At 69.4% G+C, this 19,195-nt stretch carries 20 protein-coding genes and 3 pseudogenes; 13 read left to right on the top strand and 10 right to left on the bottom strand.

Annotation, left to right across the window (positions count from 1 at the left end; genetic code table 11):
* Positions 1 to 5: 5 nt before the first annotated feature.
* Positions 6 to 344, top strand: coding sequence for a hypothetical protein (locus MRBLWS13_RS15055; RefSeq protein ID WP_349426148.1), 339 nt, complete (start codon positions 6 to 8; stop codon positions 342 to 344).
* A gap of 16 nt (positions 345 to 360) precedes the next feature.
* On the opposite strand, the gene MRBLWS13_RS15060 is transcribed toward MRBLWS13_RS15055, so the two are convergent.
* The 3 genes from MRBLWS13_RS15060 to MRBLWS13_RS15070 all read right to left on the bottom strand — a co-directional run bounded on the left by MRBLWS13_RS15060 (position 361) and on the right by MRBLWS13_RS15070 (position 2,651).
* Complete coding sequence (locus MRBLWS13_RS15060; protein WP_349426149.1) at positions 361 to 1,701, bottom strand: hypothetical protein; 1,341 nt, start codon at positions 1,699 to 1,701, stop codon at positions 361 to 363.
* A gap of 99 nt (positions 1,702 to 1,800) precedes the next feature.
* Positions 1,801 to 2,451 (bottom strand): DUF2510 domain-containing protein, encoded by a 651-nt coding sequence (locus MRBLWS13_RS15065; protein ID WP_349426150.1) that lies wholly within the window; start codon positions 2,449 to 2,451, stop codon positions 1,801 to 1,803.
* Between the two features lie 65 nt (positions 2,452 to 2,516).
* The gene (locus MRBLWS13_RS15070) at positions 2,517 to 2,651 is read right to left on the bottom strand and encodes a hypothetical protein (protein WP_349429078.1); all 135 of its coding nucleotides are present in this window, start codon (positions 2,649 to 2,651) and stop codon (positions 2,517 to 2,519) included.
* 283 nt (positions 2,652 to 2,934) lie between these two features.
* On the opposite strand from MRBLWS13_RS15070, the pseudogene MRBLWS13_RS15075 reads away from it, so the two are divergent.
* The 3 genes and pseudogenes from MRBLWS13_RS15075 to MRBLWS13_RS15085 form a co-directional block, all read left to right on the top strand.
* Positions 2,935 to 3,117 (top strand): annotated as a pseudogene (locus tag MRBLWS13_RS15075) (phytanoyl-CoA dioxygenase family protein); the annotation flags it as partial.
* Positions 3,118 to 3,233: 116 nt separating this feature from the next.
* Complete coding sequence (locus MRBLWS13_RS15080; protein ID WP_349426151.1) at positions 3,234 to 3,368, top strand: hypothetical protein; 135 nt, start codon at positions 3,234 to 3,236, stop codon at positions 3,366 to 3,368.
* Between the two features lie 35 nt (positions 3,369 to 3,403).
* On the top strand, positions 3,404 to 3,793 hold the full coding sequence (locus MRBLWS13_RS15085) for a pyridoxamine 5'-phosphate oxidase family protein (RefSeq protein ID WP_349426152.1): 390 nt from the start codon (positions 3,404 to 3,406) through the stop codon (positions 3,791 to 3,793).
* A gap of 425 nt (positions 3,794 to 4,218) precedes the next feature.
* Here the strand turns inward: MRBLWS13_RS15085 and MRBLWS13_RS15090 are convergent, their stop codons facing one another.
* Positions 4,219 to 4,851 (bottom strand): CorA family divalent cation transporter, encoded by a 633-nt coding sequence (locus MRBLWS13_RS15090; RefSeq protein WP_349426153.1) that lies wholly within the window; start codon positions 4,849 to 4,851, stop codon positions 4,219 to 4,221.
* Between the two features lie 303 nt (positions 4,852 to 5,154).
* Here MRBLWS13_RS15090 and MRBLWS13_RS15095 point away from each other — a divergent pair, with 303 nt between their 5' ends.
* From MRBLWS13_RS15095 to MRBLWS13_RS15105, 3 genes are all read left to right on the top strand, one after another.
* On the top strand, positions 5,155 to 5,631 hold the full coding sequence (locus tag MRBLWS13_RS15095; RefSeq protein WP_349426154.1) for a hypothetical protein: 477 nt from the start codon (positions 5,155 to 5,157) through the stop codon (positions 5,629 to 5,631).
* A gap of 35 nt (positions 5,632 to 5,666) precedes the next feature.
* The gene (locus tag MRBLWS13_RS15100) at positions 5,667 to 6,485 is read left to right on the top strand and encodes a TIM barrel protein (protein ID WP_349426155.1); all 819 of its coding nucleotides are present in this window, start codon (positions 5,667 to 5,669) and stop codon (positions 6,483 to 6,485) included.
* Between the two features lie 64 nt (positions 6,486 to 6,549).
* Positions 6,550 to 7,371, top strand: a complete 822-nt coding sequence (locus MRBLWS13_RS15105) for an isocitrate lyase/phosphoenolpyruvate mutase family protein (RefSeq protein ID WP_349426156.1) — start codon at positions 6,550 to 6,552, stop codon at positions 7,369 to 7,371.
* A 67-nt stretch (positions 7,372 to 7,438) separates the two neighbouring features.
* Here MRBLWS13_RS15105 and MRBLWS13_RS15110 read toward each other — a convergent pair whose 3' ends face one another.
* Positions 7,439 to 8,851 carry a PLP-dependent aminotransferase family protein gene (locus tag MRBLWS13_RS15110; RefSeq protein WP_349426157.1) on the bottom strand — a complete coding sequence of 471 codons (1,413 nt, stop codon included), beginning with the start codon at positions 8,849 to 8,851 and terminating at the stop codon, positions 7,439 to 7,441.
* Here MRBLWS13_RS15110 and MRBLWS13_RS15115 point away from each other — a divergent pair.
* Together MRBLWS13_RS15115 and MRBLWS13_RS15120 are read left to right on the top strand one after the other, a co-directional pair.
* Positions 8,850 to 9,071 (top strand): annotated as a pseudogene (locus MRBLWS13_RS15115) (EamA family transporter); the annotation flags it as partial. The gene MRBLWS13_RS15110 and the pseudogene MRBLWS13_RS15115 overlap by 2 nt on opposite strands.
* A gap of 199 nt (positions 9,072 to 9,270) precedes the next feature.
* A pseudogene (locus MRBLWS13_RS15120) lies at positions 9,271 to 9,447 on the top strand (FMN-binding negative transcriptional regulator); the annotation flags it as partial.
* 41 nt (positions 9,448 to 9,488) lie between these two features.
* Here the strand turns inward: MRBLWS13_RS15120 and MRBLWS13_RS15125 are convergent.
* Positions 9,489 to 10,820, bottom strand: a complete 1,332-nt coding sequence (locus tag MRBLWS13_RS15125; RefSeq protein WP_349426158.1) for a DUF222 domain-containing protein — start codon at positions 10,818 to 10,820, stop codon at positions 9,489 to 9,491.
* A gap of 96 nt (positions 10,821 to 10,916) precedes the next feature.
* Positions 10,917 to 11,051, bottom strand: coding sequence for a hypothetical protein (locus MRBLWS13_RS15130; protein ID WP_349426159.1), 135 nt, complete (start codon positions 11,049 to 11,051; stop codon positions 10,917 to 10,919).
* On the opposite strand from MRBLWS13_RS15130, the gene MRBLWS13_RS15135 reads away from it, so the two are divergent.
* Complete coding sequence (locus tag MRBLWS13_RS15135; RefSeq protein ID WP_349429079.1) at positions 11,050 to 11,724, top strand: zinc-binding dehydrogenase; 675 nt, start codon at positions 11,050 to 11,052, stop codon at positions 11,722 to 11,724. The genes MRBLWS13_RS15130 and MRBLWS13_RS15135 overlap by 2 nt on opposite strands.
* Before the next feature lie 176 nt (positions 11,725 to 11,900).
* Here the strand turns inward: MRBLWS13_RS15135 and MRBLWS13_RS15140 are convergent, their stop codons facing one another.
* Both MRBLWS13_RS15140 and MRBLWS13_RS15145 read right to left on the bottom strand, forming a co-directional pair.
* The gene (locus tag MRBLWS13_RS15140) at positions 11,901 to 12,941 is read right to left on the bottom strand and encodes a beta-propeller fold lactonase family protein (protein WP_349426160.1); all 1,041 of its coding nucleotides are present in this window, start codon (positions 12,939 to 12,941) and stop codon (positions 11,901 to 11,903) included.
* 75 nt (positions 12,942 to 13,016) lie between these two features.
* Complete coding sequence (locus tag MRBLWS13_RS15145; protein WP_349426161.1) at positions 13,017 to 14,375, bottom strand: D-alanyl-D-alanine carboxypeptidase; 1,359 nt, start codon at positions 14,373 to 14,375, stop codon at positions 13,017 to 13,019.
* A gap of 295 nt (positions 14,376 to 14,670) precedes the next feature.
* On the opposite strand from MRBLWS13_RS15145, the gene MRBLWS13_RS15150 reads away from it, so the two are divergent.
* The 3 genes from MRBLWS13_RS15150 to MRBLWS13_RS15160 all read left to right on the top strand — a co-directional run bounded on the left by MRBLWS13_RS15150 (position 14,671) and on the right by MRBLWS13_RS15160 (position 18,078).
* On the top strand, positions 14,671 to 15,690 hold the full coding sequence (locus MRBLWS13_RS15150; protein ID WP_349426162.1) for a sugar ABC transporter permease: 1,020 nt from the start codon (positions 14,671 to 14,673) through the stop codon (positions 15,688 to 15,690).
* Positions 15,690 to 16,640: a carbohydrate ABC transporter permease gene (locus tag MRBLWS13_RS15155; RefSeq protein ID WP_349426163.1), complete on the top strand. Its 951-nt coding sequence runs from the start codon at positions 15,690 to 15,692 to the stop codon at positions 16,638 to 16,640. The genes MRBLWS13_RS15150 and MRBLWS13_RS15155 overlap by 1 nt, the downstream gene beginning before the upstream one ends.
* 70 nt (positions 16,641 to 16,710) lie before the next feature.
* Positions 16,711 to 18,078: an extracellular solute-binding protein gene (locus MRBLWS13_RS15160; protein ID WP_349426164.1), complete on the top strand. Its 1,368-nt coding sequence runs from the start codon at positions 16,711 to 16,713 to the stop codon at positions 18,076 to 18,078.
* Positions 18,079 to 18,107: 29 nt separating this feature from the next.
* Here the strand turns inward: MRBLWS13_RS15160 and corA are convergent, their stop codons facing one another.
* Positions 18,108 to 19,106, bottom strand: a complete 999-nt coding sequence (gene corA / locus MRBLWS13_RS15165) for a magnesium/cobalt transporter CorA (RefSeq protein ID WP_349426165.1) — start codon at positions 19,104 to 19,106, stop codon at positions 18,108 to 18,110.
* Positions 19,107 to 19,195: the final 89 nt, after the last annotated feature.

A 19,195-nucleotide genomic window follows, 5' to 3' on the forward strand; every position in this document is an offset into this window, starting at 1 on the left:
TACTCATGAAGCTCTTGACGAACGGGACAGGAACCTACCTGACCGGCGACCGGATCGCCGACGCGGTGGTGCGGCTCGGGATCGCACTCTCGAACGAGCAGTGTGTCGACGTCGTCGAGATCCCCTATCGCGCGCCTCACGGAGGAGTCGAGCAGGCGATGCTCACGATCGGCTGGCAGACACGCGTGAACGCCGAGACGCAGTCGACCGCGGGCGATGAACTCGTCGATCACCGTGCCGTACAGGCCATCGTCGCTCAGGCGCATCGCCTCGTCCCTCACGGCGACACGCCCATGTCACGCGACGAGGTCGGTCACACGCAGGGGTACGACGACATGCTGTGACGCCGCCGGCGCGGGATCACAGCAGCATCACGACGTCGGTGATCACCCAGGTGCCGTCCACCAGCACGAGGGTGTAGACCCAGTACTCGTCGACCGGGATGGGTGCGTCCATCACCTGGCCGTCGGCATCCGTCAGCGAGTCGTATGTCTCGTGGGACTTGATCTCGAACGTCTTCGCGGACGGCCGCTCGATGTCGGTGGGGGTCAGGGCGAAGTTGGCGACGGACTCGCTGTACGAGCGCGACGCGGGGCCGAAGGCCGCACAGCCGCTGGTGTTCAGCGCCGTGCGGAACGAAGCGGTGGTCGCCGCCAGGTACGCGTCGCAGTCGACCCCGAGCCAGGCGTCGTTGTACGCGCGTATGGTCTCGATCGCCGCTCGTTCGTTCGCGTTCGACGGCTCGTCCTCTGCCGCCGCCCCGTTCTCGCCCTCGGCGATCCTCCACGTGCCGTCCTCGTCGACGAGGTGGTACCGGTAGGGCGCACCCGCCTCGTACGGCGGATCGAGCGGCGCGCCGAACTCGTCGACCTCGAGCGTGCACACCTCGACGACGTCGACGATGATCTCGCCCACGTGCGGATCGACGTTGGTGCGGAACCGGATGTCTTCGGGATGGACGTCCATCGGGCAGTAGGCGTTCTGGTCGCTGATGTACTGCTCGAACGCGGGGCAGTCCGTCCAGGCCATGAGCTCGCGATAGCCCGCTGTCGTCGACGCCTCGAGAGCAGCGCAGTCGCCGGACGAATACGCCGCCCTCCAGTCGGCCATCGTCCGGGCGACCGCCTGCTTCTCGTCGGCGGTCAGCTGGCCTTCGGTGCGGCCGCCCGTGACGTCGTGGACGGCATCGAGCTTCCACGCGCCGTCGGCGCGGACGAGGTGATACCGATAGTCGGCCTCCAGCGACACCGGGGTGGCGACCGGCTGACCGTTCTCGTCGATGTAGCTCCGAGCCTCGGTGTGCACCCGTGCGGCGATCGTTCCCCGGCCGGTGCCGCTGGCCGAGATCGGCGTCACCTCGAGCGAGTCCAGGACCTGGGCCCGGCCGGCGGCGGATTGGGCGAAGACCTCGCAGTCCGTCAGGCCGATGCGCTCGCGGTACGCGGTGGTCGTCGCCGTCACGAACAGGTCGCAGTCCGCTTCGGCGAAGGCCTCTTCGTACGCGGCGACGACGCTCATGGCGTCGGCCTCGTTCCCGCCGGCGTGCGACGGCGACGGAGACGGCGCGGCGGTCGCTGTGGAGGGGAACGAGGTGATGGCGGCTGCGCCGAAGATCACCGTCAGCACCGCCGCACCGACCGTTTCGGCTGGCCGTCGGGCGCGGCCACCGCCGCTGCCGGACGAGCCCCCAGAGCTCCCCATGGCCGGAGCCTAGCCCTTCACGGCGGCGAGGGCATCAACGGATAGGGAACCGATGCCTGCGGCTGGGTCGGGCCGCCCACCGTCGCCCGGGCGCCGGAGCTACTGCATGTCGTCGATGACCCAGTCGTCGCCGTCGGCGACGACGGTGTACACCCAGTCGATCGAGTCGTCGGCCGGCTCCTCGAGCGGCTCGCCGTTGTCGTCGACCAGGGCCGTATAGGTCTCGGTGGTGGTCACGACGATCGCGTCCTCCTCCTGCCGGACGTCGGTGACCTCGACCTCGTAGTCCTCGACCGCGGACCCGAACGCCTCGGCCTCGCTCTCGAAGGCCGAGCAGTCCGTGAGCCCCGACTCCGCGCGGAAGCCCTCCGTCGTCGACGCCACGTAGGCCTCGCAATCGGCGTCCTGCCACGCGTCGTCGTACAGTTCGACCGCCGCGACGGCGGCCTGCTGGTCGGCGTCGGCCGGCCAGCCGTCGCCGGACAGTCCGACCTGCCCGGCACCGGCGCTCAGGATCCGGGAGAGGAGAACGGCCCCGAGGATCAGGATGCCGAGCACGACGACGCCGAGGATCACCCACACGATCCACAGCTTCGACTTCGCCGGCGCCGGGTCAGCCGCAGGCGCCGGGTCAGCCGCAGGCGCCGGGGGAGCATCCTCCGCGGCGACGTGCTCCGTCCACCGGGTGCCGTCCCACCACCGCATCGCACCGTGGCCGTCGTCGTACCACCCGGGGGGAGTCGTCGTCATGCGAGAACGATAGACCCGCGGCATCCGTTCCCGTCAGACCGGCATTCGCGGGCACCGCCCGCACCTCAGACGTCACGCCGATCTGCGCGGCCGGTCGACGCCGACCGCTCCCGGCGGTAGGCCGTCGGGCTGAGGCCGTGCAGCCCCGAGAAGCGCCGCGAGAAGTACAGCGGATCGTCCCAGCCGACGTCCCGCGCGATCTCACCGACCGCTCGATCGGTCGATGCCCGTGTCGAGCCACAGCAGCGCCGTCTCGAGGGCGTTCATCGCGAACAGCTCCGACTCGGGGAGCGACCGCGCCGACGACCGCGCACACGCGCGAAGAGACGCCAGGATCCGTGGCCGCACCTCGCCCTGGGTGTGCACGAGGACGACGCCTCCCGCCTGCGCCGGCCATCCGTGTTCTACTTCTAGCCGCCGACCGCGCGCGGGCAGGCGCTGCACCAGGACAACATCTTCCTGCAGGCGCACCCCGAGACCTGCATCGCAGCCTGGGTCGCGATCGACGACTGCGACGGCGAGAACGGCGGGCTGAAGATGGTGTCCGGTTCGCACCGATATGAGATCGTCTGCCCCGACGAGGCCGACCCTGAGGAGTCGTTCACAAGCACCGAGATCACGCTGCCCGAGGGCTTCGAGGCGGTGCAGACGGAGCTCGCCGCCGGCGACGTGCTCTTCTTCGACGGCAGCATGCTCCATGGCTCAGGACCGAACCGGTCGGCCGACCGCTTCCGATGGTCGCTCATCTTCCACTACGTGCCGGTCGACAGCGTGGACACTACGTGCCGGTCGACAGCGTGGAGATCTCGCGGTTCTACAACCCCCTGCTCAGCCTTGACGGCAGCGAGGTCGTGATCGCAGAGGTGACCGACGGGGGTGCATGCGGCGAAGGCTGGGCGCCGATCGCACCGTACTGATCGCCGGGCCGGCCGCATGCGGCTAACGTGAGAGCGTGCGAGAACTGTCGGAGGCGGGCGAGGCGTTCGTCCGCGAGAGGCACATCGCCACGCTCTCCACGATGGCGCCGTGGGGCGGCATCCATGCGGTGCCCGTGGGCTTCACCCTGCACGAGGGCGTGCTGCGCATCATCACGTCGCGCGACTCCCAGAAGATGCGCAATGTCCTGCGCGACGCCACCGCCACTGTCAGCCAGGTCGACGGCGCTCGCTGGCTCGCGTTCCCCGCCACCGCGACCGTGCACGACGACCCGGACGAGGTCGCCCTCGCCGTCGAGCTCTATGCACAGCGCTACCGCCAACCGCGCGTCAATCCGTCCCGCGTCGCGATTCATCTCATGCCCGTGCGGCTGATGGGCAGCAGCGGGCTTCTCCGCACCGTCTGACGCCTCCGCGGGGTCCGCGAGAGGTTCTCCACAGCCCGCGAACTCGTGCTTGCGTCGGCCCGACGCGCGCTGTTCCGTGAGGCGCGCTGAGTTTTGTCGATGCTCAGGTTAACTGGCATGCGCGTCGCGACGAGGCGAGTACACGAACGCGAAGACGCGGACGGATGTCTCTGAAGTCGTGCCGCAGCGACCGCGTTCGCGGTGGCGGAAGCTCACCGGGAGCAGGATGCTCCTGCTGATGTGCGTTCCTGCGATCGCGTTCTTCCTGGTCTTCAAGCGCGCCGCTGTCCGGCATCTGGATCGCCTTCACGAACTTCAACTACCGCGACGGCATCGAGATGGTGCGCATGTCCTGGTTCTGCCGTGCCGCCACGTTGTTCTCGTAACTGGAGAGGATCGCATCCAGCCCTTGCTCTGGTTGTTGATCAGGGCGGCCGTGCCGGCCGTGTCGTCGAGGATGTCATGGAGGTAGGGCAGGATGCGCTCGCTGCCGACGGTGAGCGTCTCGAGATGCCGGGTGCTCTCGTGCAGCGCGCCGGCGATGCTCGACACCGCCCGGTCCAGCGGCCGATGTCCTTGCGGATCCGGTAGATGCGGTGGTGGTCCTCGCGCTCGCTCTCGCTGAAGACCTGCTCCTCGAGCTCTTCGAGGGCGGACTCGACGGCTGCCGCAGCGCTGGCATAACCGTCGACGATCTCAGCCATGATCGTGTACGCCGCCGGCATCGTGTCGGCCCGCGCATGCTCGGGCGCCTCTGCAAGCAGCTCCGGCAGATCGGGCGGCTCGCCGCCGTTGCCGCGCTGCACCGTGAGCAGCCAGCCTTCGCCGATGTAGCGGAACGTCTCACCCAGCACGAGCGCTTCGTCGGGCATGTGGAGCGCGTTCCAGAGCATGACGAAGAGGTGCTCGTCGAACTTCTGCACCTTCGGCTGCTGCCGGCGTGAGACGACGTCGGCGACGGCGGTGGGATGGATGCCGAGCACGTCACGCGCGCGTCGCACGATGTCTTCTTCGGGGTCGAGCAGACGCAGCCAGATGAACTCGTCCTTGCGCCGCACGCGGCGAACGATCGGGGGGGACGTCCTCGAGGGCGGCATCCGCGAGCCACGCCCGCGGCCTGGGGGCGCGGCGATCGACCGCCTGTTCAGTCGCCGCCCTGCGCAGCAGGTCATCGACGGCTGGCTTACTGGGTGGAACGCGCGTTGCCGACGCCGTGGCGCGCCGCCTACATTCGCAGCAACCCGAGGGTCGATCCGGGGGTTCCCCGCTCCCCAGGCGGGACCTGAAGGCCGTCATCGGCCGAGTGCGGCGATCGCGCTTCGACTCCCCGAGGACCACCTCGAATGATCGAAGGAGATCACATGAGATCGCTGCTACGCTCCGGCGTCGTGCTCGTCGCTGCGGCGGCGCTGGGCGCCGGCATCGTCCTCGCCGGGACGGCGGCCGGAGCCGACAAGGGCAACGGCAACGGCCTCGGCGGCCAGCCGGCCACCGCCAGTCAGATCTACCTCGACGAGATCAAGGACTACGGCGTGTGCCGCGGAACCGATCCGGAGTGCTACCACGAGTGGGGCAACGGCTGGACGGAGGGCGAGGAGAAGCGCATCTTCGTGTGGAGCCGCACCGCCGGTCCGCGTCACGCCCATCTCGGCACGGCGCTCGGTCCTGGGCTCAACCCACCGCTGAACGACAACAACGTCGCCCAGAAGGCGATGATCGCGTGGGCGGCCGAACGGGGGATCACGGTGGACTACACCGAGGGACCTGGCGAGCTTCAGCCGACTGGACAACTACCAGGCCGTCGTGTTCCTCGGCTCGAACCGCGACACCCTCGATGACACCGCGCAGACCACGCTGATGCAGTACACCCGCGGTGGGGGCCCATCTCACGGCGCTGAGTCTGTCGCCGCCGGAACTGGTGGATGCCGCGGCCGCCACCGGGTACCGCTACGTCGGCCTGCGCATGACCAAGGTCACCCCGCAGGAACCCCACTACCCGCTGGCGTACGACCCGGCGCTGATGCGCAGGACGAAGACGCATCTCGCGGCGACCGGGGTCGAGGTGCTCGACATCGAACTGGCGCGCCTCACCTCGGGCGACAGCCCCGGCGACAACCTGCGCTTCCTGGAGGCGGGTGTTGAACTCGGAGCGCTCCACGTCATCGCGCAGCTGCCCGACTCGGACTTCGCCCGCAAGACGGACCGCTTCTCGGAGTTCTGCGAGCTGGCGCTTCTCCTCGGCCTCACGATCGACCTCGAGTTCCCGTCATGGACGGAGACGCCCGACCTCCGGGAAGCGACGCGGGTCCTGCGAGCGGCGGATCAGCCGAATGCGGGTCTACTCATCGACCTGCTGCACTTCGCCCGCTCACGGTCGAGTGTGGGGGATCTGCGAGAGCTTCCGCCCGAGTGGTTCCACTTCGCGCACGTGTGCGACGCCCCCGCCGAGATCCCGGCGACCACCGCCGGCCTGATCCACACCGCACGCTTCGAGCGGCTCTTCCCGGGCGAAGGGGGCATCGACATGCTCGGCATCCTCGACGCCCTCCCTGCGGGTCTCCCGTTCGCGCTCGAGATTCCGCGAGCGACGCTCGTCGCGCAGGTCGGCGGGAAGGAGCACACCCGCCTCGCGATCGCCGCCGCGCGCCGCCACCTCGACGCGCACCGGCCCGCCGCCGCACCGGCCCGCTGATACGTTGCGTAGACACGGACGGGCCGCCGCCGGCTGAGGCGCAGACCCGAGGACAGGGGATGCCATGGCCGACGACCTCAGGTTCACGAGCCGGGCGAGGGCGCTGCTCGTGCTGCACGCCGGCCCCGGGTTCATCATCCCGAACGCGTGGGACGCCGGATCCGCCCGCATCCTCGAGCAGGTGGGGTTCCCCGCGGTCGCGACCACGAGCGCGGGGATCGCGTGGGCGTGCGGCGTGCCCGACGGGAACGCGCTGGATCCCGACACGATGTTCCAGCGCCTGGCCGAGATCGTGGCGGCGGTGGGTGTGCCGGTCAGCGCCGATCTCGAAGCGGGATACGGCGACTCGCCGGCCGAGGTCGGCCGCACCGTGGCGCGGGCCGTGGCGCTGGGCATCGCGGGGGCGAACATCGAGGATGCTCAGGAAGGCCGGCTCTTCGGCATCGAGGAGGCGGTGGAACGGCTGGTCGCGGCTCGGGCCGCGGCGCCGTCCGGCACCTTCGTGCTGAACGCCCGCACCGACACCTACCTCGGCGGTGTCGCCGGCGACCCGTTCGACGAGACCGTCGAGCGCGCCCGCCGCTACGTCAGTGCTGGTGCCGATTGCATCTTCGTGCCGGGAGTCAACGATGAGGAGACCATCCGGCGCCTCGCGGACGCCATCCCCGCACCCATCAACATCGTCGCCGGGCTCGCCGCGAACGTCATCCCGGCAGACACCCTGTTCGGGCTCGGCGTGTCACGGGTGAGCGTGGGCGGCAGCCTCGCCCGTGCCGCGCTCAGTCTCGTCGAGCGCGCCGGACGGGAGCTCAAGGAGTCCGGCACGCTGGGCTTCCTCGACGGCGCGCTCGGCTATGCCGAGATGCAGCGCCGCTTCGGGGCCTGAGCGCGCGACTACTAGTCGTTGAGCGAGCCAAGCGAGACGAAACGCGCGCGACGACCCGGGGACAGCGTCAGCCGGTGATGATGTCGAGCACCTCGCCGAGGATCTGCGCGGCCTCTCCGAAGCGGGCCGGGGCTTCGCTCGAGTAGTTCAGGCGCACGTAGGGTCCTGACGGCTCCGCGGGGAACCACTCGTCGCCCGCCGCGATGATGAGCCCCCGCGCCTCGGCCTCGCGCACGACGACTGCGGCATCCGTGCCGTCAGGCAGGCGCGCCCATAGGTTGAGGCCGCCGGCGGGGACGGTGTCGATGTGAGCCGTCGGCGCGTGCTCGCGAAGGCCGTCGAGCAGAAGGTCGCGGCGGCTGCGCAGCTGCGGGCGCAGGGTGCGCAGGTGACTGCGCCACGACGGCTGGGTCACTACGTCGAGCGCTGCCGCCTGCAGCAGCCCGCTGACGTACATGGACTCTGCGGCGCGGTCGGTGAGGACGCGCTCGCGTGCCGGTCCGCGGGCGATCACGGCTGCCACGCGCAGTGCGGGAGAGACGCTCTTGGTGAGGGAGCGCACGTAGATCACGTGCCCGTCGTCGTCGTGCGCCGCGATCGGACGCGGGTCTGCGTCGATCGCGAGATCGTGCGCCCAGTCGTCCTCGATGAGGAACGCGCCGCGCCGGCGGCAGATCTCGAGCACGGCGTCGGAGGTCGAGGCCGGCCACTGCCCGCCCGTCGGGTTGGCGAACGTGGGCTGGGCGTAGAACGCGCGCGCACCGCTGCGCTCCAGAGCGCGATCGACCTCGTCGGGGTCGGGGCCGAAGGCGCCGGATGGGACGGGCACCAGGGTGACGCCGGCCTGCTCGGCGGCGAGCATCGCGCCCCAGTACGTGGGCGACTCGATGACGAGCGGCTGCCCGGGACCCACCACGGCGCGGAAGATCGACGACAGTCCGCTCTGACTGCCCGAGATGATGAGCACGTCCCGGGCGGTGGGCGGCGTGACGCCCGCCGGGGCGGCCCCGGCGAGCTCGTGGGCGAACCACTCCTGAAGTTCCGGCATCCCGGCGACCGGCGAGCGGGCGATGGCGGCGTGGGTGCGTGCCGCGCGGGCGATCGCAGCCCGTACCGCGCGCTCCGGAAGCAGATCGGATGCCGGATACCCGGAGTGCAGCCCGATGGCGTCGGGTGCCACCGATCGCTGCGTCGACGACAGCATCGACACGCGCGCCGGGGGAGAGCCGAGGGCTGCGGTCTGCCACCCGTACTCCGCCGGACGTGCGGTCCGCGCCGCGCGCACGAACGTCCCGACCCCGGGGCGGCTCTCGACGAGACCGGCGCCGATGAGGTGCCGCATCGCCTTCTGCACGGTGACGGGGCTCGCGCCGTACCGGGCGACCAGCGCACGGTTCGAGGGCAGCTGGGCTCCCGCCGGCGCCGCTGCGATCCAGGCGCGCAGTTCCGCGATCATCCGTGCGGTGCTATCCTGACCCATGACAGAACAGAGTAGCGCTACTCTCCGCGAAGCGACAGTGCTACCCCGACTTGCTGGCCTGGGGTGGGGACTGCTCGGCATCGTCGCCTTCTCGTTCACACTTCCGTTCACGCGCGTCGCGGTGGGCGGGCTGTCACCGCTGTTCATCGGATCCGGTCGCGCCGTGGTCGCCGCGGCGCTCGCCGTGATCGCCCTCTCGATCGCCCGCCGACGGCGGCCGGGCTCCGTACCCGTGCCGTCCCCGAGGCAGTGGGCGCGTCTGGCGATCGGGCCTCGCCGTCCGCACCCGACTCACCCGAAAGGGCACCCCCTGATGCGTCACACGCCGCGCTACCTCATGACCGACCCCGAGCAGGTGAAGGAGCTTCGAGCAGGGGCATCCGCACGGTCGCAGCCTCGCCGAGGACGAGGCCGGCACCCGCCGCATCGCGAAGGGGACCGTCGGCCTGCGCCTGCGCGTCACGCGGTTCGATGCCCGGGCGAAGTTGAGCCAGAACAAGCCCGCCGAAGTGCGCGACGGCATCGCCGCCCACCTCGACGCGCATAACACCGCACTCGCGGAGGCGATGCGGGCCGTCGACCTCAGCGACCGGTGAGCTCAGCGACCGGTGACCTTCCGGGCGTGGGTCGCTCGCCCTCAGAAGGGCGCGTCCGCGCCACCGCTGGCGAGGCGGGAGGAGGCGGAGCCCGAAGCGGTGAACACGGGGACCTTGCGTTCCGGACGCACGACATACCGGCGTCCGGTGGGGGAGGTCCACGCCACAGCTCCCCCCGAGCCTTCGAGTTGGCGGACGCTCCAGTCGGTGTTGTCCTTCACGAGGTGATGGCCCTTGCAGAACGGCAGATTGTTGTCGAGGCCTGTCTCGCCGTCGTCGGCCCACCGGATCTGATGATCTATCTCGCAGCGAGATGCCGGCATCGCACAGCCGGGGCCCATGCACCGGTCGGCGCGCCATCTGACGAGCCGCTGCAGGGCGGCGGGAGGGCGATAGCTGTCGCGACCGACGGAGAGCACCATTCCGGTCTCGGGGTGAGTGAGCACCCGCATCCACCGAGCGTCGCCGCCGCACAGTTCGCGTGCCTTCGACAGCGGGATCGGGCCGATGCCCTCGACGACCGGCGATTCGCCGGCATCTGCGTACTCGTCGTCGAGAAGGGCGAGCACCGGCACGGTGACGACGACCTGTGCGCGAATGCCCGACGCCTCGGACGGGAGGTGGTCGGTGGTGCCGTCGATCAGAAGGTCGGCGGCGACGTCGGCGCGCAGCTGATCGAGAGTGCGGGTCTCGCCGTCGACTCGTCCGATCGCCTTCGCGATCTGGGTCATGCGGTTATGGATCGCATGGATCTCGACTTCGGGGCCGAAGATCCAGAGGCCCGCCATGGCGTCCGGCGCGCGCTCGACCATGATCCGGCGCTGCGCGACCGCTCGATGGTGTCGCTCTTCCAGGGTCGTCGCCTGTGCGGCCTCGATCAGGGTGCGCAGCGCTCGCCGGAATGTGCCCACCGGCTCGGACTCGGCCAGCGGCACCGCGCGCCGCAGGAGCTGTTCCCGCAGCTCGGCCGGCGCCTCGTCGAGCAGATCCGCGATGATCTCGGCGTGCGTCTCGGTGATGCGGGCCGCACTCAGGGCATCGAGAGCGGAAGGGTAGCGTCGCGCGAGCGCTTCGGCACGTGCGAGCAGGCGGCCGGCGGCATACTCGGTGACCCGCATCGCCGCCGCCAGCTCGAGCCGGATGGACCGTTCGACGATGTCGCGCACGCCCTCGCCGCGACCGATCGCCTCCTGCAGCAGCTCGCGACGCATGGAGTCGATACGAGTCAGCCGCTCTGCCGCGAACACCGACATCATCACCGCGGTCTCGACGACCAGGTCCACGGCATCCGGAACCGGCGGGATGAACTCATCGCCGCTCCCGATCGGCCACGCCCCACCCTCGATGTCGGGGGGAGGGGGCGGTTCAAGCATGAGTCGAGTTTAGAATATAGTTTCGAACAAAGCAAGCCTTGTTCGTGAGGAGAAGAACGGCCTGCGGCGGCGGGAAGGGGGTTCTGCCGGTACCGGTCAGAGCCGCACCTGGCTGAGGCGCTGCCGACGGGGTTCACTGGGTGCGACCCACACGAAGGAGAACCACATGCGCGCCGTCGTCATGTACGCACCCGGTGACATCCGCGTCGAGTAGCGGGAGGACCGGGCCATCGTCGAGCCCACCGACGCGATCATCCGCCTCGCGGCCAGCTGCATCTGCGGGTCGGACCTGTGGCCCTACCGGGGTGACGACGACGTCGATCACACCCCGATGGGGCACGAGTACGTCGGCGCGGTCACCGAGATCGGCGACGAGGTGAAGACGCTCCGGGTGGGCGACTTCGTCGTCGGACTGCTCGGCATCCTCGCCGCCCGGCAGCTCGGAGCCGAGCGGATCATCGCGATGAGCCGTCACGCCGACCGCCAGGCCATCGCCCGTGAGTTCGGCGCCACCGATATCGTCGAGGAGCGCGGCGACGCCGGCGTCGCGAGGATCAAGGAGCGCACCGGCGGCTACGGCGCGCACAGCGTGATCGAGGCCGTCGGCACGCAGGAGTCCATGATGCAGGCGATCCGCGCGACGCGGCCCGGCGGTCACATCGGCTACGTCGGGGTCTCGCACGACGTGTCGCTCGACGGACTCGAGCTGTTCTTCTCGGGCGTGCACCTGCACGGCGGGCCGGCGCCGGTGCGCCGCTTCCTTCCCGAGCTCATCCAGCTGATCTGGGACCGCCGGATCGACCCGGGCAAGGTCTTCGATCTCACCCTGCCCCTCGAGGACGCGGTCGAGGGCTATCGGGCGATGGACGAACGGCGCGCGACGAAGGTGCTCCTGACGGTGTGATCCCGCGCAGGCCGGCCGTCGCGCACGGCCGGCGGCGCCTCACGTCGCAGGCCGGCCGTCGCGCACGGCCGGCGGCGCCTCACGTCGCAGGCCGGCCGTCGCGCACGGCCGGCGGCGTCTCAGCCGCGGGCCGCCCGAGGCGGGTCGACTTCCCACCCGCTCTTCGGCGGTCAACGTCACACGAAGCGCACCCAGTTCGCACCGCGACCGGTCTCGGCTCGCCGGAGCAGCTCGAGGCGGCCACCGTCTACGGCGTAGAGGGAGATCGTCGTCGACCCCTCGCCCGCAGCGATCAGGTGTCCGCCGTCCGGACTGAGGGCGAAGCCGCGCGGCTGCGGCTCGGTCTCCACGAAGCGCTCGGGCGCCGACACCGAGCCATCGTCCGCGACCGACACCGCACCGAGCGTGCTCTCCGTCCGCTCCGAGCACCACAGCCGGCGCCCGCCGGCGCCGAAGTGCAGGTCGGCGCCCCAGATGAGGTGCTCTGCGCGCGGATCGGCCCCGAAGCGGCTGTGGTGAAGGCCCTTCGACGGGTCGAAGGCGTCTGCGGCGTCCCGCAGCTCGAGGGTCCCCGCCTCGGCGTCGCGTGTGAAGTGGAGCACTTGCCCAGAGAACTCGGTGAGCACGTACACAGCGTCCTGCGCGTCATTGATCACGAGATGCCGGGGACCGCTGCCTTCGGGCGCGGCTACCGTCGCCGGCTCCAGCGCCACGAGTCGCAGGTCGTCGGTCAGCGCGTACTGCGCGACCAGATCGGCACCGAGCGACACGAAGTATGCGAACCGGCCGTCCGCACTCGGCAGCACCGCGTGCAGGTTGGGGAACTCGATACGTGACACGGGGGCGCCGACGACACCATCGGCGACCGCGCAGCTGATCCCGTAGCCGCCGCCGTAGGAGGCGCCCAGGAGACCCGCGCCGTCCCTGCACAGCGCGAGATAGTTCATGCCGCCGTCCGGGAGATCGAGCCGCGACACGGGGTCGAGCCGCCCGGTCTCGCGGTCGAGGCGCAGCGTCACGATGCCCGCCGGCTCGGCATCCGCCCCGCCCTTCACCGCCGCGTAGACGAGGTCCCGGGCCGAGTCCACGACGAAGGACGAGCAGCCAGGAAGGCCCCCGCTCACAGCGAGCCGCTCGATCGAATCGCCCGAGAGCCGGAAGGTGCTGATGCTGCCGCCGCCCGCGTTGGCCGCGAGCACGAGTGAGGAGTCGGTCATGCACCGATCGTAGGGGGGGGCGACCCCGCCTCGTCCCACAGGTGCCGAGGGCTGCGAAGAGCCGGGGCGGAACTGCTAGTCGCCGAGCTCGGACGGGTGCGTCAGGCGCCACCACTCGGTCGGCGGGATGATGGTTCCGTCGACCTCGAGCGGGACCGTCGTCGTGTTCGGACCCGCCGTCCAAGTGATGCTGCCGACGATCTCGCCGTCCTCGTATGTCTTCGGCGTCGTGGTCGTCATCGTCGCCGTGATCGGGGTGTCGGACCAGGTGAAGATCGACGCGTCGTCGGCGACGACTATCCGGGCGGTCGACCCCCACGGCGTCGAGAAGGACCCGACTTCCCGGCCCTCCGACACCAGTGGCACGTGCTGGAAGCCCGCCCGGATGCTGTCGAGCGTGCGGATGACGTCGCGGTTGACCGAGTCGCGCGTCGCTCCGCCCAGGGCGACGCCGACGACGGTGAGCGGCTCGGTCGCGCCCACATCGAGGGTCGCTGAGTACAGCAGGTTGTAGCTGTCCTCGCCCAGGTTGCCGGTCTTCAGCCCCGTGATCCCATTCACCCCGAGAAGCGTGTTCGTGTTGGACATCCCGCCGGGACCGGGCAGAGACAGTGAAGGCGTCGCGGCGATGCTCGCGATCGCCGGATGGGCGATGGCGAGCTTGCCGATCGTGAGGAGGTCGGCGGGCGTGCTGGTGTTGCGGGAGCTGATGCCGGTCGGTTCGACGATGGTGGTACCGGTGAGTCCGTGGGCGGAGAGCCACCTCCGCGCCGCATCGAGGAAGGCGCCCTGGGAGCCGAACGCCCAGGTGGACACCGCCTCGGCGTAGTTGCTGGCCGACGGGATCAGCATGGTGGCCAGCGCGTCGCGCAACGACATCGTGCTGCCGGTCGGCATGCGGGCGATCGTCGCGCCCATCACGTAGTACTCGTCATAGAGGTCGTGATCGGCCTTGTCGAAGGTGATCGTCGGCCCGGGGTCGTTCGCGTCGGCGAGCGGCTTCGCATCCAGGATGACCATCGCGGTGATCAGTTTCGTGAGGCTGGCCATGGCGCGCGCCTCATCGGTACCGGACGTCGCCCAGATCCCGCTCGCGGTCGGACCGAGGTAGGCGTCGCCTCCCGAGACGCTGATGGCCGCCGCGCCCTGGGACGGAAAGGCGAGGGTGGCGGAAGCAGGCGCCGCCCCCACGGGCGTGCTCGACACCACGGCGTCGGGCGCGGCGAGGGGAGCGGTCAGCGCCCAGCCGATGTAGGTTCCCGACCCGCCGAGCAGGAGGGCGAACACGACGGCCGTGATGATCCAGCCACGGCGGCGTCGGGCCCGTCGCACCCTCGGGTCGACCCCGTAGCCGCGACCGGGGAACTCCTCCTCGCGCCGCATGAGGTCCGCGAACTCCGACAGCTCGTCGGGCGTCTGCTGGTCGGTCGTCATCGCAGGAACACCGGGACGTGACCGGTGCGGAGGAGGGCCGGCGAGATCATCGGATGCGAGTCGCCGAGACCATACATCAGGCCACACTCTCATGCGCGGCGCGAGGGCGCATCGCTCGATGCCGAGCTGTGGATAACGTCAGCCCCGGTGTCGCAGGTCCTCGATCAGAAGCACACGAGACGGCTCTCGCGCAAGCCCCGTGATCGGCGCGACACGGCGTGCCTAGCATCACCCGCATGACGGCCCCTGACACCGGGCGTCGGGCTCCTGGTGAGCCCGACGCGGAGGACCCGCGATGAGCATCACGACGCCGCAGAACGACGCCGTCGTCGAGGCGCTGCACGAGGCGTCCGACGAGAGGGACGGTCGCGGCCGCGCCGGCCGTTCCCGCCGCAGGGAGCGTGCCCGCAAGGTCAAGGTGCACTACAACAAGCGCGAGGCGCTGGCCGGCTACCTGTTCATCTCGCCCTGGATCATCGGCTTCCTCGTGTTCACGGCGGGTGCGATGGTCTACAGCCTGTACATCTCGTTCAGCAACTACAACCTCGCCTCCAACACGGCGAAGCCGGTGGGCTTCGAGAACTACGCCAACCTCTTCGAGGACCCCCGCGTCGGGGTGTCCCTCGCGAACACGCTCTTCTACGTCGTGATGGCGGTGCCGCTGGAGATCATCTTCGCCCTCACCCTCGCCATGCTCCTCAACCGCGCCGCACGCGCGGCCGGCTTCTGGCGCACGCTCTACTACCTGCCGAAGATGACGCCCGCCGTCGCCACGGCCGCCGTCTTCTTCCTGATGCTCAACGGCAACACCGGAGCGATCAACCAGTTCCTGCGAGTCTTCGGCATCGAGGGCCCGCAATGGCTGGTGGACCCCGCATGGGTGAAGCCGAGCATCGTGATCATGACGCTGTGGACGGTCGCCGGCACCATGGTGATCTTCCTCGCAGCCCTCAAGAACGTGCCCGTGGAACTCTACGAGGTGGCTTCTCTGGACGGCGCCGGCGCGGTCCGCAAGTTCTTCTCGATCACGCTGCCGATGATCTCCGGCGCGATGTTCTTCAACGTCATCGTGCTCTCGATCGCGGCGTTCCAGGTATTCGACCAGGCCTTCCTGCTGTTCTGGCGAGATCAGAGCAACGCCTCGCCCGAGGCATCCCTCTTCTATGCAATCTATCTGTTCCAGCAGGCGTTCCGGCAGTTCAACTTCGGCTTCGCCGCGGCGATGGCCTGGCTGCTGTTCGTGATCATCATGATCATCACCGTCATCCAGGTGAAGTTCGGGAACCGTTTCGTCTACTACGAAGGAGACCGCTGATGTCGGCGTCGCTGCAGACCCCGGGCGTCACCCGAGCCGCGCCCGAGGCGGCGGCCGTCGCGGTCACCGTCCCGAAGCGCTCGCGCTGGCGTCGGCACATCGCGCGGCCCAAGACCTTCGTCGGCCGCATCGCGCTGACCATCGTCCTCATCGGCTTCGGCCTGCTGTTCCTCTACCCGTTCGTGTGGCTGCTCTCGGCGAGCCTGAAGCCACGCGGCGAGGTGTTCGACAACGCGCTCATCCCCAAGACATGGATGCCCGAGAACTACGTCGAAGTGTGGAACCAGCTGCCCCTCCTGAGCTGGATGTGGAACAGCGTCGCCATCGCGGTGCTGGCGGCCGGGACCGTGGCGATCTCGAGCTCGATCGTCGCATTCGGGTTCGCGTACTTCACGTTCCCGGGTCGCGGCCTTCTGTTCGGCCTGGTCCTCGCCACGATGATGCTCCCCGGCGCCGTCACCATGATCCCGATCTACTTGATCTGGAAGGAGACCGGGTTCCTCGGGACGTGGGTGCCGCTGTGGGGCATGAACCTCTTCGGCTCGGCCTTCTACATCTTCCTCCAGCGCCAGTTCTACCTGGGGCTTCCCAAGGAGCTGTTCGAGGCGGCACGCCTGGACGGCGCCAGCTACTGGGGCCTGTTCTGGCGCATCGCGATGCCGCTGTCGATCCCGTCGTTCATCATCGTTTTCCTCTTCGAGTTCCAGGCCAGCTGGAACAACCTGCAGGCCGCCCTGATCTACCTCAACGCCGGCTCGGTCGACGAGTTCACCGCGCCGCTGGGGATCGCGTACGCCATGACCAAGTACAGCCCGACGGCCGGCGGCCAGGGCGACTACCAGTACGTCATGGTGGCGTCGTTCCTCGTCACCCTGCCGATGCTGATCATCTTCGCGTTCGGGCAGCGCTACTTCATCGAAGGCGTGGCGACTCAGGGCAGGAAGGGATGAGACGGATGCCGCGATGCGGCTGACATCGATTCCACGAGGTACACACAACACCGGATCGAAAGGGAAACAGATGCGCAAGCGCATGATCGGAGTCGCCGCACTCGCGGCATCCGCTGTCCTCCTCGCCGGCTGCGGAGGCGGTGGGAACGGCGGGGGCGGCACTGGCGGTGACGTGGACTTCGAGGCCGAACCGACCGGCGCTCTGTCGGCATGGGGCTTCGAGAACGCCGACGATGTCGGCCAGTCACGCCTCGACTACGCCGAGGATCAACTGAGCGACGTCGAGGTCGAACTCGACGCGACCGCCTTCGATGCGCAGAAGTTCACCACGCGCATCGCGAGCGGCGACGTGCCCGACGTCGTGCAGATGGATCGGCGCTACGTGACGCAGTACGCGGCACAGGACCTCATCATCCCGCTGGACGCGTGCTTCGAAGCGCACGACGTCACGCCCGACGACTACTGGTACCCGTTCGTCGTGGACGACGTGCGCTACGACGACGAGGTCTGGGCGGTGCCGCAGTTCTACCAGCCGCCGGCGATCATCCTGAACAAGAGGGTGATGGACGAGGCGGGCGTCACCACCGAGGAGATCGACACGTCCAACCCGGACGCCCTCCTCGGCGCGATCGGCAAGATGTACCAGGAGTCGGGCGGCGTTCCGACGCGCCTGGGCCTGGACCCGGTGTCCACCGGTCAGGCGCCCCTGTGGATCCTCGGCATGGGCGGCCAGCTCACCGACGAGGACGGCACCCCGACGCTCGATGACCCGAGCAACATCGCCGGCATCGACATGCTCACGCAGATCAACGACGCGCAGGGCGGCTACGCCTCCGTCAAGAGCTTCACCGACTCGTTCGACACCTTCGGAGAGAACAACCAGTTCGTCGCCGACCAGGTGGGTGCGCAGGTGAACGCGCAGTGGTACCCGAACGTGCTGTCGCCGTATGTCGACCAGATCCAGATCGAGGCGGTGCCGTTCAAAGACAGCGAGGGCAACCCGTTCTCGGTGGCGGGCGGACAGGCGTTCGTGATTCCCGCCGGCGCGGAGAATCCCACCGCGGCCTGCGCCTGGATGATCGCGCTGACGAACGAGGAGGCCTGGGCGGCGGCGGGCGCGGCCCGCGCCGCGACGCGCGAAGAGGACGGCGGCATCAACACCGGACTGTTCACCGGCGCACCCGGTCCTGACCAGTCGATCCGCGACGAATACGTCGTGGAGTCGGGCAATGCGGGCTTCGACCAGACCATCGCGACGTACTACGACGTGCTGGACTACGGCCGGTCGTTCGGCTCGTCGCCGGCCGGGCAGGACATCCAGAACGAACTGAACAACGCCGTCACGGCGGCTCTTCTCGGAGACAAGACGCCGGAAGAAGCGCTCGCCGACGCGCAGGCCGCGGCCATGCGGGCGTACGAGAACGCGACCGCCGGCTGAGGAGCTCGCCAAGAAGCTCGAGGAGTTCGTCAGAGCCAGTGCCGCTTGCGGAAGACCCAGTACAGCGTGAGACTCGTCGCCGCCATGAGGGCGAGCGCCATCGGATAGCCGAGCGGCCATTCCAGTTCGGGCATGTACACGAAGTTCATGCCGTAGATCGTGCCGACGAGCGTGGGACCGAACAGGATCGCGGCCCAGCCCGAGATCTTCTTCACCTGCTCGTTCTGCAGCAGCGCGGTGTCGGTCTGGCGCTGCGTCACGATCGTGGCGTTCACGGTGAGCGCGTTGTCGAGGATCGAGCGGAACGCGGCGGCCTTGTCGATGATCCGCAGCGCGTGGTCATGCACGTCGCGCAGCGACCGCTGCAGCTCGAGGTCGACCTCGTACTTGGGCGCCCCGCGCTGGAGGGCCTCGAGCATGTCGGCGAGGGGCGCGACCGCGCGCTGCAGGGTGATCACCTCGCGCGACAGGTCGTAGATGCGCTTGGAGAGGGTGACCCCGCCACTCTCAAACAGAGCGTCCTCGATCTCGTCGATGTCGTTCTCGACGCCCTCGATCACGGGCGTGTACTCGTCCACGACCTCGTCGAGGATCGCGTAGAGCACGGCCTCCGGACCGAGGGCGAGCAGCTGCGGGTCGCGCTCCATGCGGTGGCGCACGCGGCTCAGATCGGGAGACTCGGCGTGGCGGATCGTCACGATGAAGTCCGGGCCGACGAACACGTGAAGCTCGCCGAACTCGACCGTCTCGGTCTCGTCGACGTACCGCGCGGGCCTCAGCACGATGAAGAGGATGTCGCCGTACCGCTCGAGCTTCGACCGCTGGTGACCCGTCAGGGCGTCCTCGACGGCGAGGGAATGCAGTGAGAACTCGTCGGCGACCTGCGCGATCTCCTCGGCGGTGGGGCGGAACAGCCCGATCCAGGCCATTCCATGCTGCGCGCGCGTGTACTCGAACGTCTCGGCCAGGCTCGTAGGATTCTTGATCCGCTGTCCGGCGACGTACACGCCGTTGTCGACGATGGGCATCGGGCAATCCTCCCTCGCCGCCGGGCACCCGGCAACGATCCTCACAGTATCCAGACGAGCGGGTGCCGGACGCTGCGCCACGTCGGCGG

Source organism: Microbacterium sp. LWS13-1.2 (assembly GCF_040144835.1).
Lineage (GTDB): Bacteria > Actinomycetota > Actinomycetes > Actinomycetales > Microbacteriaceae > Microbacterium.